Source organism: Pseudomonas sp. P135, assembly GCF_020312125.1.
GTDB classification, from domain to species: domain Bacteria; phylum Pseudomonadota; class Gammaproteobacteria; order Pseudomonadales; family Pseudomonadaceae; genus Aquipseudomonas; species Aquipseudomonas fragariae.
This window is the reverse complement of record NZ_JAGPYR010000006.1, coordinates 148,099-161,930: the sequence shown is the minus strand read 5'-3', so window position 1 is coordinate 161,930 and position 13,832 is coordinate 148,099. Positions and strand designations below refer to the sequence as shown.

The window sequence follows — 13,832 nt, the reverse complement described above, 5'->3', positions numbered from 1 at the left end:
TTTTCAAGTACGGGTTGTTCCATGAAGCTATCCATGCCGCGCTTTGATCAGGCCCCTGTCCTGGTGGTGGGCGATGTCATGCTCGACAGATATTGGCATGGTGGTACCTCGCGTATTTCCCCTGAAGCGCCAGTGCCTGTGGTCAAGGTCGATCAGATCGAGGACCGTCCGGGTGGCGCTGCCAACGTGGCCTTGAACATCGCTGCGCTGGGCGCACCGGCTTCGCTGGTCGGTGTGACGGGGGATGACGAAGCTGCCGAGAGTCTGACCAACAGCCTCAAGGCTGCTGGTGTACTGGCGCGCTTTCAGCGCATCGCCGATCAGCCGACCATCGTCAAACTGCGTGTCATGAGTCGCCACCAGCAACTGTTGCGCATCGATTTCGAAGAACCGTTCAGGACCGACCCGCTGGCCCTGAGCGCAGAGGTCTATAGCTTGCTGGATGGCATCAAGGTGCTGGTCCTGTCGGATTACGGCAAGGGCGCACTGAAAAACCATCAGGCGCTGATCCAGGCCGCCCGCAAGCGCGGCATTCCGGTGCTGGCCGACCCCAAGGGCAAGGATTTCGCGATTTATCGCGGTGCCAGCCTGATCACACCGAACCTCAGCGAATTCGAAGCCATCGTCGGTCATTGTGTCGATGAGGCGCAACTGGTCACCAAGGGGGCGCAGTTGATGCAGGAGCTCGATCTCGGCGCGCTGCTGGTGACCCGTGGCGAACATGGCATGACCTTGCTGCGTCCTGATCAGCAGGCGCTGCACCTGCCGGCCCGTGCCCGCGAAGTGTTCGATGTGACCGGCGCTGGCGATACAGTGATTTCTACCCTGGCTGCGGCGATCGCTGCCGGTGAGGAACTGCCGCATGCGGTAGCGCTGGCCAATCTGGCCGCGGGCATCGTGGTCGGCAAGCTGGGCACCGCGGCCATCAGCGCCCCCGAGCTGCGCCGTGCCATTCAGCGCGAAGAGGGCTCCGAGCGCGGCGTGCTGGGGCTGGAGCAACTGCTGCTGGCGGTCGACGATGCGCGCGCGCACAAGGAAAGGATCGTTTTCACCAACGGCTGTTTCGACATTCTCCACGCCGGTCATGTGACCTATCTGGAGCAGGCGCGCGCGCTGGGTGATCGCCTGATCGTTGCCGTCAACGACGATGCGTCTGTCAGCCGCCTGAAAGGGCCGGGCCGACCGATCAACAGCGTTGAGCGGCGCATGGCGGTGCTGGCAGGTCTGGGAGCCGTGGACTGGGTCATCAGCTTCCCGGAAGGAACACCTGAAAACCTGCTGACCCACGTCAAGCCCGACGTGCTGGTCAAGGGCGGTGACTACGGTGTTGACCAAGTGGTCGGTGCCGATATCGTTCAGGCGTACGGTGGCGAAGTGCGTGTGCTGGGGCTGGTGGAAAACAGCTCTACCACCGCGATCGTCGAAAAGATTCGAGGGCAGGGGTAGGGGTAGGGGTTAGCTGCAAGCTGCAAGCCTCAAGCTGCAAGCTACAAGCTACAAGCCAAAGCAGATCAAATCAAAAGGCTTGAGGCTTGAGGCTTGAGGCTTGAGGCTTGAGGCTTGAGGCTTGAGGCTTGAGGCTTGAGGCTTACAGCTTGCCACTAATGGAGTGCAACAACTCCCGGGCCTTGCCGGTCAGGCGTTTGAGTCCTGACTTCTTCGCCGGTGGGGCCATGCCCTGCTGACGCAGCCAGTCCTTCCAGCGAATCCGCTCTTCACGCACCACCCAGCCATCCTGCGCGGCGAAACTCTCGGCCAGGTACAGCCCTCTCGTGCCGGCCGGGATCAGCTTGTCGCGCTTGAGCGTGTACAGCTCAGGCAGGGGCGCGCCATTCTCCAGCGGCATCAGGTACAGGTCAGGCTTGCTGCGGTTGAGGCGGGCGACCAGTTGATCGTTTTCCAGGGCTTCGTCGACATGGAAAAGGCTGACCGGCCGCGCTTCCTTGGGGATTTCCAGGCGCATGTCGTAAATCAGCTGCAACGACGCCGTGGGCAAATGCACATAGGCCCGTGGGCGTTCCAGCAGGGTCAGGCTGCCGGTTCGAACAGGTCTCGCGGCGCCGGAGAGGGGGCTGAGGCGAAACGGCATGGCCTCGCGATAATGCAGCGCGGCAGCATAGGGCGCAGGTAGCCAGGTCTCCTTGAACAGCCCGCTGAGCCAGCCCTGCGGTGTTTCGATCAGGCACTCTTCGGCCACTTCCTGAATCGCGGTGTGCAGCGGCAGTGTCAGCTCATGGGCCGGGACATAACCCGAGATCAGCTTGAGTACGACGTCGCCGCGGTCCTGACGACGCTGGCGGACCAGCACCCAGTAATCGCGATTCTGCCAACTGACGGTCAGGCGAACTGACACCCCCAGATTGGCCAGCTCGGTGGCGAAACGTTCGGTGTCCGGCACGTCGATCTTGCGCCGCCGCTGCAAGGTCTGCGCGAAGTTCATCGGCATGCCGACGCTCTGGTAGCTCAGGCTTTCCGGAGTGGCCTCGACAAACAGCGGCAAGGTCTTGAAGTTGCTGGGATTCTTCCGGATCAGTGTTCGCGGCATAACGGCTCCTTCTTGCGTTGGGGTCGGCCGCCTTAATCAGGCTTGACGGCAAATCACGGCTGCGGCAGTTGCAACGTTGTGTGCCAGGTGCAACGGGTTGATGGTGCCGACAATAGCACTGGCAACCGCCGGATGTTCAAACAGTAGCTGGAAACTGGCGTGGACCGGGTCCGTGCCGGGTGTCAGGCAGACATGACCACTGGCCAGCGCTTTCTTCACCAGAATGCCCTTGCCATGAGCCTGCGCGTAATCCAGTACCGGCTTTTCGTCCTGCTCGTTGAGGTTGTAGGTGACCATTGCGCAGTCACCCTCACGCAGCGCCAGCAGGCCGCCTTCGACGGTCTTGCCGGAAAAGCCGAAGCCACGAATCTTGCCTTCGCGTTTGAGGTCGGCGAGCGTCTGGTACACCTCGGCATCGTTGAGGATCGCCAGATCATTGCCGTCCGAATGCACCAGAACCAGATCGAGAAAGTCAGTTTCAAGACGTTTCAGGCTGCGCTCGACCGATGTGCGTGTATGGGTGGCGCTGAAGTCATGGCTCGACTGGCCGTTGACGAATTCCTCGCCAACCTTGCTGACGATCACCCAGTCCTGGCGCTGACCGCGCAGCAGCGGCCCCAGGCGCTCTTCGCTGGTGCCGTAGGCGGGCGCCGTGTCGATCAGGTTGATGCCCATGTCGCGGGCCATGCGCAGCAGCATCTGCGCCTGCTGGTCATCGGGAATCTTGAAGCCGCTGGGGTATTTGACGCCCTGGTCGCGCCCCAGTTTGACGGTGCCCAGCCCCAGCGGTGATACGTTCAGGCCGGTACTGCCCAGCGGGCGATGCAGATCGTGCAGGGTTTTCAGGCTCATGGCAGCAGTTCATCCCAGACAGGTATGGCCATCGGCGGCCGTGGCACATCGCTCAGCGCAGCTTGCGGGGTCGGGTGGATGCCGTCTCTGGACAGCTGCGACAGGACCCGGTCGGCGAAGTCCGGTGCCAGCGCCAGCTTGGTCGGCCAGCCGATCATCAGGCGTTGCTGGCTGTCGAGGAAGGCGTTGTCCGGGCGCACCAGTCCTGATTGAGCCGGCTCGGCACGATCAACACGCAGGGTCGCCCACTGCGCCTGACTCAGGTCGACCCAAGGCAGCATCGCTTCAAGCTCTTTGCGGGCGACGGCGATCTGCGCGTCGGGTTGGCGCGCCACGCCATCGGCTTCGGCCAGATCGCCACCCAGATACCACACCCACTGGCCATCCGCGGCCGGGTGCGTGGTCACGGTGATGCGTGGCTTGGGCCCGCCACCCAGGCAATGAGCGTACAGCGGCTTCAAGGTCGGCCCCTTGACCAGCACCATGTGCAACGGGCGGCGTTGCATCTGCGGTTGCGACACGCCCAGTGCGTTCAGCAGGTCAGCATTGCCGCCGCCGGCACTGAGCACGATGCGCTGCGCATGGATATCGCGACCATCGACGCGCAGACCGATCAGTTCACCGCCCTCGAAGAGCGGCTCGATGTGCTGACCGGCCAGCAGGCTGTCACCGGCCAGCTCGGCAAGCCGCCCGATCAGGCTGGGGACATCGACCACCAGCTCGGCAAGCCGATAGACCTTGCCTTTGAATTTGGGGTTTTGCAGGGCCGGCGGCAGTTGCTCGCCCTTGACCTGATCCACACGACCGCGCACGGCCTTGCTGGCGAAAAAACTGGTGAGGTTGCCGGCGATGGTTCCTGGTGACCACAGATAATGGGCCTCGGACAGCAGACGTACACCGGACAGGTCCAGCTCGCCCTTGCCATCGAGGGCTTCACGCCAGCGGCGCGGCATGTCGGCAATGGCTTCGGAGGCACCGGACAGCGCGCCGTGCAGCGCGTACTTGGCGCCGCCGTGGATGATCCCCTGAGACTTGAGGCTTTGCCCGCCACCCAGGCTGGCGCTTTCTACCAGCACTGTCGAGAACCCTTGACGACGCAACCGGGCATTGAGCCAGAGACCGGCGACGCCAGCCCCGACAATCAGCACGTCAGTGGAAATAACCGATGGCATGAGCACCTCAGTGAGCGAAAAGTACCAGCATTATAAAGGATCGGGTTTTCAATGCCCGGCGGTTTTCGAGAACAGCTGAATGACCGCCACGCCCGCCACGATCATGCCCATGCCCAACAACGCGGGCAGGTCGAGTTTCTGGCCGTAGATGAAGAACGCCGCGATGCTGACCATGACAATGCCCATGCCCGACCAGATGGCGTAAGTGATGCCGACCGGGATCGTGCGCATCACCAGAATCAGCATCCAGAACGCGATCGCATAGCCGGTAATCAACAGCACCAGGGGCAGCGGGGTGCTGAACCCCTTCACGGCTTTCATGGACGTGGTGGCGATGACTTCCGCGCAAACGGCGATAGCCAACAGGTAATAAGCGTTCATGGTGCATTCCTTTTCGTCAGGCTGCGCATTCTAGCGACTTGTGATGGCGGGCTGATAAACTCCGCGCCCATGAATAGAACTCTTTATACCGTACTGTTTCATCTCGGCCTGCCACTGGTTGCCCTGCGCCTTTGGTTGCGTGCGCGCAAGGCCCCTGCGTATCGCCAGCGCATTGGCGAGCGCTTTGCCCGCGGCTTGCCGGTCATGCAGCGGGGCGGTATCTGGGTGCATGCGGTGTCGGTGGGTGAAAGCATCGCCGCCGCGCCGATGATTCGCTCGCTGCTGGTGCAATATCCGCAGTTGCCGATCACTGTGACTTGCATGACGCCCACAGGTTCGGAGCGAATCAAGGCGCTGTTCGCCAGCGAGCCGCGGATTCAGCATTGCTACCTGCCCTACGACCTGCCGTGGGCGGCCGCTCGCTTTCTCGATCAGGTGCAGCCACGGCTGGGCATCATCATGGAAACCGAACTGTGGCCCAACCACATCCATCAGTGTTCCCTGCGCGGGATTCCCGTGGTGCTCGCCAATGCCCGGCTGTCGGAGCGTTCGGCGCGGGGTTACGCACGCTTTGCCTGCCTGACACGACCTATGCTCGCGGAAATGGCCTGGTTCGCGGTGCAGACTGAAGCTGAGGCGCAGCGCTTTCGTGATCTGGGCGCACGTCCCGAGTGCGTGGCGGTGACCGGCTCGATCAAGTTCGACCTGAGCATCGACCCGCAACTTCTGCAGCGTGCCGCCCAGCAGCGTGAACAATGGCAGACCACGCAGCGGCCGGTCTGGATCGCGGCCAGCACGCATGCGGGCGAGGATGAAAGCGTGCTGGCGGCTCATCGCACGTTACTGACCAGTCACCCCGACGCGCTGCTGATTCTGGTGCCGCGTCATCCCGAGCGTTTCGACAGCGTGCATACGTTGTGTCAGCAGCAGGGTTTTGCGACGGTAAGACGCTCAACCGCGCAGGCTGTCACAGCGGATGTTTCGGTGCTGGTGGGCGATACCATGGGGGAATTGCTGTTTCTCTATGCGCTGGCTGACATCGCTTTCGTTGGCGGCAGCCTGGTGCCCAACGGCGGGCACAACCTGCTGGAGCCTGCGGCGCTGGCCATGCCGGTGCTCAGCGGCCCGCACCTGTTCAACTTCCTCGAGATCGCCGCCCTGCTGCGCAAGGCCGGTGCGTTGCAAGAGGTCAATGATGCAGCAGCGCTGGCCACCGCCGTGCAGGGCCTTTTCGACCAGCCGCAGCAGGCGCGCAACATGGCTGATGCCGGGCTTGCGGTGATGAAGGCCAATCAGGGCGCGCTGCAACGCCTGCTCGACGGGATCGGGCGGTTGATGGGCAGGCGCTGAATCGGGAGGACGCAGAGCGTCCGGAACGGCATACCCACGCGGAGCATGGGCACGATAGTGTTCTTCCAGACACCTTGCTTTTTTCACGCTCTTCACGCTCGCCCAGACGCCTATCGTTCCTCACGCTCCAGCGTGGGAATGCCTTGGGTGACGCTCCGCGTCACAAATCTGCGTCGCGCTGCATGACTTGAAGTCGGGCGCAGAGCATCCGGAGCGGCCAGCCATCTCAGCGCTTTGCAGGTCGCTCGAAGTTCTTCTGCGCAGCAGTCGCCAGGTCCGGCGGCAGGAAGTCCTTGTCCGGGTTGTAGTCGGCCTTCAGGTAGCGCGACAGGTCCTGCAGGTCGCCCGGGTTCAGGGTGCCTGCTGCCTGCTTGAGGCGCAGGTTGTCGAGGATGTAGTCGTAACGCGTGTTGTTGTAGTCACGCACCGAGGCATACAGCTGGCGTTGCGCATCCAGCACGTCGACGATGTTGCGGGTGCCGACCTGATAACCGATTTCTGTGGCTTCCAGCGCGCTCTGGTTGGAAATGATCGACTGCTTGCGGGCCTGGACCTGCTCCACATCGGTATTCACCGCGCGATGCAGGTTTCGGGTGTTTTCCACCACCTGACGACGCAGGCTTTCACGGCGCTGCTCGCTCTGGCTCAGGCGCGCATAGGCTTCGCGTACCTGCGAGCTGGTCAGCCCGCCGCTGTAGATCGGGATATTCAACTGCACGCCAATGCTGCGCTGCTCGACGTCGCCGCCGTAATTGCGCCCGGTGTAGTTGGGGTTGCTGAAACCCAGTGCATCGTTATCGCCACGCTGATAGGTCGCCACGGCATCGAGCGTCGGCGCGTGTCCGGCCTTGCGCTGGCGTAGGGTTTCTTCGGCGGCATTGACCGCGTAGTTGCTGGCCAGCAGATTGAGGTTCTGCTGCGCGGCAGTATCGACCCAGGCCTTGGCATCATTGGGCGTCGGCGCCAGCACCGGCAGGGTATGCACGATGCCTTCGATCGAGTTGTATTCGCGGTTGGTCAGCGTCACCAGCGCCTGAAAGGCATCCTCGACCTGACGTTGGGCAAGGAGTCGGCTGGCGCGTGACGTGTCATAGCTGGCCTGCGCCTGCAGCACATCGGTCTTGTCCGACAGGCCGACATCGAAGCGCTCGTTGGCCTGATCCAGCTGGCGCTTGAAGGCCGCTTCCTCGGCCTTGGTCGAAGCCAGGTTGTCCTGTGCACGCAGTACGCTGAAATAGCTCTGTGCCGATTGCAGGATCAGATTCTGCTCGGTAGCCGACAGCTCCAGTGCCGCCTGTTCGTTGCTCGCTTCGGCAGCCTGCAACTGGAACCAGCGGTCGGCGCGGAAGATCGGCTGGCTCAGCGTGGCCTGGTAGAGGTTGCCGCTGCGGCTGGCCACGGCTCTGGGCTGATCGATGCTGGTGCGGGTGCTGCTGTTCTGGGCGCTGCCGGAAATGTTCGGCAGCAAACCGGCGCGGGCCTGCGGCACGGCTTCCTTGCGCGCATCGTAATCGGCGCGCGAGGCCGCGAGGTCGGCGTTGTTGTCCACGGCCTGCTGATAAACGCTCAACAGCCCTGTCTGCGTTGGCATCGGCAATTCGGCTGCCCAAGTCAACCCGCTGGACGCAAACGAAACAGCCACGACCAACGAAAGTTTGCGCAACATGAGGCATTCCCTGTTCATGAAGAAAATAATTACAGTTCGGGTTGAAGAGAAACCGGGCTAGGGAGTGTAGAGCCAGACGCTTTTGGCAACAATCGTCGATTTGCGCCATTTATCGAGCCCCGTGCAAATAGGCTGGCATTGCGACCGCACCCCGTCATAGACTGGCGACGTTCTTGTCGGGGTGCCTTGCTATGAGGCTGAGATCGGTTAAACCGGATCCCGTTGAACCTGATCAGGTTAGCGCCTGCGTAGGGAACAAGATTTCTCGTCTCCCGGCGAGTCCTCTTGAGTGCCGTCCGGGGTCGATTGTTCAAATAATGAACAGTTTCGCCTCCTTTCGCTACTCAGCACCAGCACTGGTGCACCCGTCCGTCATGTCAGGTCACTCCGACAATAAATCCGCAACTGGATGTCTGGAGAGCCGTGATGAGTATAAAAGCAAAAAACGCAGCCCATTTGAGTGAGTCGGCGCAGGTCGATTCCGGATCGGTACAGCCGTTTACCCGTTCGCAGAAAATCTACGTTCAGGGCTCGCGCCCGGACATCCGCGTGCCGATGCGCGAAATCACCCTGGATGTCACCCCGACTGACTTTGGCGGCGAGATCAACGCCCCGGTCACGGTCTATGACACTTCCGGTCCCTACACCGACCCCAATGTGATCATCGACGTGCGCAAAGGCCTGGCTGACGTGCGTTCGCCATGGATCGACTCGCGCAATGACACCGAGCGTCTGCCGGGCCTGAGTTCCAACTTCGGCCAGCAACGCCTGAGCGATGCCGAGCTCACCGCGCTGCGCTTTGCCCATGTGCGCAACCCGCGCCGGGCCAAGGCCGGAGCCAACGTCAGCCAGATGCACTATGCGCGTCAGGGCATCATTACCGCCGAGATGGAATACGTCGCCATCCGCGAGAACATGAAGCTTCAGGAAGCCCGCGCCGCAGGTCTGCTGAACCCGCAACATGCCGGGCACAGCTTTGGCGCGAGCATCCCGAAGGAAATCACTGCCGAGTTCGTGCGTGAAGAGATTGCCCGGGGCCGCGCGATCATCCCGGCCAACATCAACCACGTCGAGCTTGAGCCGATGATCATCGGTCGCAACTTCCTGGTGAAGATCAACGGCAACATCGGCAACAGCGCATTGGGTTCTTCCATCGAAGAGGAAGTCGCCAAGCTGACCTGGGGTATCCGCTGGGGCTCGGACACGGTCATGGACCTTTCCACCGGCAAGCACATTCACGAAACCCGTGAGTGGATCATCCGCAATTCGCCGGTGCCGATCGGTACGGTGCCGATCTATCAGGCGCTGGAAAAAGTGGGGGGGGCAGCCGAGGACCTGACCTGGGAGCTGTTTCGCGACACGCTGATCGAGCAGGCCGAGCAGGGCGTCGATTACTTCACCATCCACGCCGGAGTGCTGCTGCGTTACGTGCCGCTGACCGCCAAGCGTGTCACCGGTATCGTCAGCCGTGGCGGTTCGATCATGGCCAAATGGTGCCTGGCGCACCACAAGGAAAACTTCCTTTACACCCATTTCGAAGACATCTGCGAAATCATGAAGGCTTACGACGTCAGCTTCTCGCTGGGCGACGGCCTGCGTCCGGGCTCGATTGCCGACGCCAACGATGCGGCGCAGTTCGGCGAACTGGAAACGCTGGGCGAACTGATCAGGATTGCCTGGAAGCATGACGTGCAGACCATGATCGAAGGCCCCGGCCATGTGCCGATGCAGTTGATCAAGGAGAACATGGACAAGCAGCTGGAATGCTGCGACGAAGCGCCGTTCTACACCCTGGGCCCGCTGACCACCGACATCGCGCCGGGTTACGACCACATCACCTCGGGCATCGGCGCGGCCATGATCGGCTGGTTCGGCTGCGCCATGCTGTGTTACGTCACGCCCAAGGAGCACCTGGGGCTGCCGAACAAGGATGACGTCAAAACCGGGATCATCACCTACAAGATCGCGGCCCACGCGGCGGACCTTGCCAAGGGCCACCCGGGTGCGCAGATCCGTGACAACGCGTTGAGCAAGGCGCGTTTCGAGTTCCGCTGGGAAGACCAGTTCAACCTCGGCCTGGACCCGGACACCGCGCGTTCGTACCACGACGAAACCCTGCCCAAGGATTCGGCCAAGGTCGCGCATTTCTGCTCCATGTGCGGGCCGAAATTCTGCTCGATGAAGATCACTCAGGAAGTCCGCGAGTACGCCGCCAATCAGCGCATCGATGCGGTAGACGTCGACGTTGCCAAGGGCTTGGCCGAACAGGCCGAGCGCTTCAAGCAGGAGGGCAGTCAGCTGTACAAGAAGGTGTAAAGGGCGATAGCCCGTCGTTATACACAGTTCCGCTTTGATTCTGCCCGAAGGGCGTAGGAGCGACCGGGGCGGCGATCCGCATTGTTCGCGAAAGCTTTATTCCGGGCGATACATCTTCAGCGGATGTAACGACCCTTTCGCGAACAAGTTCGCTCCTACGGCCTTCGGCCAGAAGCCCGCTCTGCGTCCGATTCTGAGGGTGCAGTGCGGCTTCACCCGGTTCCTTGACTTCCCACACGAGACACCCCTGTGAATACACCCGGCACCTATTCTCCCGATACCCCAGTCCCCGCCAGCCAGCGTGTGTTCGGCGGGCGGGATCTGTTTTCCCTGTGGTTTTCCCTCGGCATCGGCTTGATGGTGTTGCAGACCGGTGCCTTGCTGGCGCCGGGGCTGGGCATGTCCGGCTCGATGCTGGCAATTTTCCTCGGCACGCTGGCGGGCGTCTTGCTGCTCGCCAGCGTTGGCGTGATCGGCAGCGATACCGGCCTGTCGTCCATGGCCGCGCTGAAGCTCAGCCTGGGCAGCAAGGGCGCGTCGCTGCCAGCGGTCTTGAACCTGCTGCAACTGATCGGTTGGGGTTCGTTCGAGATCATCGTTATGCGCGACGCAGCCAGTCTGCTCGGCGCGCGGGCCTTTGCAGAGGGCAGCCTGTGGAGCAGTCCGCTGCTCTGGACGCTGTTGTTCGGCGCACTGGCCACACTGTTGGCCGTCAGCGGACCCCTGACCTTCGTGCGCCGGTTTCTGCGCAAGTGGGGCCTGTGGATACTCTTGACGGCGTGTGCATGGCTGACCTGGAACCTGCTGGCCAAGGCTGATCTGACCGCGCTGTGGGCAACGTCCGGCGATGGTTCGCTACCGTTTGCCTCCGGGTTCGACATTGCCATCGCCATGCCGCTGTCGTGGCTGCCGCTGATTGCCGACTACTCACGCTTCGGGCAGCGCGCGAAAAGTGTCTTCGCTGGCACCGCTACTGGCTTTTTCATCGGCAACTTCTGGCTGATGAGCCTGGGCGTCGCCTACACCCTGGCGTTCGCCCCGAGCGGCGAGGTCAATGCCTTGCTGCTGGCACTGGCCGGCGCAGGTCTGGGTATCCCGCTGCTCCTGATTCTGCTGGACGAGACGGAAAATGCGTTCGCCGATATTCACTCGGCTGCGGTCTCCAGCGCGCTGCTGTCACGCATCAAGGTCGAGTATCTGGCGTTGGTGATTGGCGTGATCTGTACGCTGATCGCCTGTCTGGCACCGCTGGCGCAGTATCAGAACTTTCTGTTATTGATCGGCTCGGTATTCGCGCCACTGTTCGGCGTCGTGCTGGTTGACCATTTCATCCTGCGTGGTCGCAGTGGTCAGGCAGCGGAGGGCGGTTTGCGCTGGATGAGCCTGCTGGCGTGGCTCGGCGGGCTCAGCACCTATCACCTGCTGGCCAATCTTTATCCTGAAGTGGGCGCAACACTGCCAGCGCTCATTGTCGCTGGCGTGTTGCAACTGCTGATCGGCGGTGCGATCAACCGCGGCCGGGGAACAGTTCCGGCTTGAGGATGCCATTGAGCTGAGGATAAGGAATCTTCAGCTCGATGTGACCCATCGAATACGGCGCGATGGTATCGACCGAGTACTTGAGGATCACTGCACCGTAGGTCAGCGCAATGTGGGGCGTGCGCTTGAACGGCCAGGTCTTCATGAACTCGCTGTCTTCATTCATCTTGGTCGATACCAGCCAGCCCTGGTGGGCCAGTTGGGCTTTCTGCCAGAACTCGCTTTCCTTGCCCGGGATGATCATGTCAGCCAGGGTCAGGACTTTCTGCTGCTGACGCGAATAGTTGATGAACGCCCGACCTGGGTTGCCGTGGGCACCGCCGGTCTCCAGATAGCTGGACAGTTCGACCACTACGATACCGTCATGCTGCTCGCGTACCTTGGCCTGCAGATAGCTGGCGTTGCGACCCTGGGCCTGACTCAGGAACTGTTCCTGATAGGCTTTGATCGACGCAGGTGGCGATGCGCTGCTGTCGGCAACGGTCAGTTGCAGCAACGTCTTCTGAACGATGGCGTCCAGTCGCGGCTCATCGGGGAAGTGCACGGTATCGATGTTCACCAACGGGCAGTCGGCCGTGGTGCAGCCCGGCTTGATCAGCTCGGAAGCATCGCGCTGGACTTGCAGCGGTGTGCGCATGTTGGGCGTGAAGAGGCTTTGGCAGGCGCCGAGCAACAGGGCCAGGCAAGCCAGTGAAGTGATCCTCAATAACGACATGTTGATCCTTGGCAGTGTCAGTAAAGGCGGTTGCGTTGTACGTATGCAGGCTGGTTGGACTGTAGACAACGTCTTCGGTTCGATCATGGCAGATTAGAATTGTTTTAAGTCCCGGCCGTCTACCCTGCATCTTCAAGGGGGCTGCATCTGACTGCCGATGCGCGTTAGGATGGCCCGATGTCAAACACGGCGGCCAGCGAGAAACCCATGACCCAGACCACACGATCTGCACCAAGCGCTTTTGAAACCATAAAGCGTGAAAACTGCTTCAAGGGCTTCTATAAGCTGGACAAGCTGCATGTGCGCCACGAATTGTTCGCCGGCGGGATGAGCAAGGAAATCAGCCGCGAACTGTTCGTTCGCCACGACGCCGTCTGCGTGCTGCCTTATGACGCCAAACGTGACGAAGTGGTGCTCATCGAGCAGTTTCGTGTAGGCGCCATGAAAAAGACCAACAACCCTTGGCTGGTCGAACTGGTCGCAGGTCTGATCGACAAGGACGAGCAGCCGGAAGAAGTTGCTCATCGCGAGGCGGAGGAGGAAGCTGGGCTGAAGTTCGAAGCGCTGTGGCCGATCACCAAATACTTCCCCTCGCCGGGTGGCAGCGACGAGTTCGTTCACCTGTTTCTGGGGCGTTGCAGCAGTGAAGGGGCGGGCGGCTTGCACGGGCTGGAGGCCGAAGGTGAAGACATCCGGGTAACAGTCTGGTCATTCGATGACGCATTGCAGGCGATGAAAGACGGAACAATCAAGAACGCATCGACGATCATCGCCTTGCAATGGCTGGCGCTGAATCGTGCCGAGATAAGGGGTTTATGGTCGTGAATCTATTGCGCGAGCGCTACCGTGTCGATCTTGCCGGACTGCAGGCTGCGTGCGAGGCCAACTACGCGCGCCTGATGCGCCTGTTGCCCGACATGCGCAACGAACAGCGCTCACGCCGCGTCGCCGTTACCCAGGGTGATCAGATGCTGGGCGTACTGGCCGTCGAAGTGCTGCTCGACTGCCCGTACACCACCACCTTGCAAGTCCGCCAGGAACACAGCCTGCCGTGGCTGCCGGTGCCAGTGCTTGAAGTACAGGTCTACCATGACGCACGCATGGCCGAAGTCATCGGCGCCGAACACGCGAGGCGCTTCCGGGGCATCTATCCCTACCCCAACGCCGACATGCACCAGCCGGATGAAAAAGCCCAGCTCAACCTGTTTCTGGGCGAATGGCTGAGTCACTGCCTGGCGTGTGGGCATGAGTTTGAGGCGGTGCGTTAACTCCTTCCTCAGTTGTTCTCGTACTACC

At 61.6% G+C, this 13,832-nt stretch carries 12 protein-coding genes and 1 riboswitch; of the genes, 6 read left to right on the top strand and 6 right to left on the bottom strand.

Features of this window, described 5'->3' with window-relative positions; all coding sequences use genetic code 11:
* Positions 1 to 21: 21 nt before the first annotated feature.
* Positions 22 to 1,446, top strand: coding sequence for a bifunctional D-glycero-beta-D-manno-heptose-7-phosphate kinase/D-glycero-beta-D-manno-heptose 1-phosphate adenylyltransferase HldE (hldE, locus tag KBY08_RS11535; RefSeq protein ID WP_003404685.1), 1,425 nt, complete (start codon positions 22 to 24; stop codon positions 1,444 to 1,446).
* Positions 1,447 to 1,588: 142 nt separating this feature from the next.
* Here the strand turns inward: hldE and KBY08_RS11530 are convergent, their stop codons facing one another.
* From KBY08_RS11530 to KBY08_RS11515, 4 genes are read right to left on the bottom strand one after another with little or no spacing between them, the layout of a single operon-like run.
* Positions 1,589 to 2,545: a hypothetical protein gene (locus KBY08_RS11530; RefSeq protein WP_003404692.1), complete on the bottom strand. Its 957-nt coding sequence runs from the start codon at positions 2,543 to 2,545 to the stop codon at positions 1,589 to 1,591.
* A gap of 36 nt (positions 2,546 to 2,581) precedes the next feature.
* Positions 2,582 to 3,397 (bottom strand): aldo/keto reductase, encoded by an 816-nt coding sequence (locus tag KBY08_RS11525; protein WP_032657147.1) that lies wholly within the window; start codon positions 3,395 to 3,397, stop codon positions 2,582 to 2,584.
* Complete coding sequence (locus tag KBY08_RS11520; RefSeq protein ID WP_096136024.1) at positions 3,394 to 4,569, bottom strand: NAD(P)/FAD-dependent oxidoreductase; 1,176 nt, start codon at positions 4,567 to 4,569, stop codon at positions 3,394 to 3,396. Before KBY08_RS11520 ends, KBY08_RS11525 begins: the two co-directional genes overlap by 4 nt.
* Before the next feature lie 48 nt (positions 4,570 to 4,617).
* Positions 4,618 to 4,950, bottom strand: a complete 333-nt coding sequence (locus tag KBY08_RS11515; RefSeq protein ID WP_003346798.1) for an SMR family transporter — start codon at positions 4,948 to 4,950, stop codon at positions 4,618 to 4,620.
* Between the two features lie 69 nt (positions 4,951 to 5,019).
* Between KBY08_RS11515 and waaA the strand changes: the two genes are divergently transcribed.
* Positions 5,020 to 6,300 carry a lipid IV(A) 3-deoxy-D-manno-octulosonic acid transferase gene (gene waaA / locus KBY08_RS11510; RefSeq protein ID WP_096136023.1) on the top strand — a complete coding sequence of 427 codons (1,281 nt, stop codon included), beginning with the start codon at positions 5,020 to 5,022 and terminating at the stop codon, positions 6,298 to 6,300.
* A gap of 226 nt (positions 6,301 to 6,526) precedes the next feature.
* Here waaA and KBY08_RS11505 read toward each other — a convergent pair whose 3' ends face one another.
* On the bottom strand, positions 6,527 to 7,966 hold the full coding sequence (locus KBY08_RS11505) for a TolC family outer membrane protein (RefSeq protein WP_054091587.1): 1,440 nt from the start codon (positions 7,964 to 7,966) through the stop codon (positions 6,527 to 6,529).
* Positions 7,967 to 8,133: 167 nt separating this feature from the next.
* Positions 8,134 to 8,238, top strand: a riboswitch (TPP riboswitch).
* Between the two features lie 154 nt (positions 8,239 to 8,392).
* Here KBY08_RS11505 and thiC point away from each other — a divergent pair.
* Both thiC and cytX read left to right on the top strand, forming a co-directional pair.
* On the top strand, positions 8,393 to 10,282 hold the full coding sequence (gene thiC / locus KBY08_RS11500; protein ID WP_111522144.1) for a phosphomethylpyrimidine synthase ThiC: 1,890 nt from the start codon (positions 8,393 to 8,395) through the stop codon (positions 10,280 to 10,282).
* 249 nt (positions 10,283 to 10,531) lie between these two features.
* Complete coding sequence (cytX, locus tag KBY08_RS11495; protein WP_111522145.1) at positions 10,532 to 11,821, top strand: putative hydroxymethylpyrimidine transporter CytX; 1,290 nt, start codon at positions 10,532 to 10,534, stop codon at positions 11,819 to 11,821.
* On the opposite strand, the gene KBY08_RS11490 is transcribed toward cytX, so the two are convergent.
* Positions 11,790 to 12,536, bottom strand: a complete 747-nt coding sequence (locus KBY08_RS11490) for an RsiV family protein (RefSeq protein ID WP_003402864.1) — start codon at positions 12,534 to 12,536, stop codon at positions 11,790 to 11,792. The genes cytX and KBY08_RS11490 overlap by 32 nt on opposite strands.
* A gap of 207 nt (positions 12,537 to 12,743) precedes the next feature.
* Here KBY08_RS11490 and KBY08_RS11485 point away from each other — a divergent pair, with 207 nt between their 5' ends.
* On the top strand, positions 12,744 to 13,361 hold the full coding sequence (locus tag KBY08_RS11485; protein WP_003402866.1) for an NUDIX domain-containing protein: 618 nt from the start codon (positions 12,744 to 12,746) through the stop codon (positions 13,359 to 13,361).
* On the top strand, positions 13,352 to 13,804 hold the full coding sequence (locus tag KBY08_RS11480; RefSeq protein ID WP_002551796.1) for a DUF1249 domain-containing protein: 453 nt from the start codon (positions 13,352 to 13,354) through the stop codon (positions 13,802 to 13,804). The genes KBY08_RS11485 and KBY08_RS11480 overlap by 10 nt, the downstream gene beginning before the upstream one ends.
* Positions 13,805 to 13,832 lie beyond the last annotated feature (28 nt).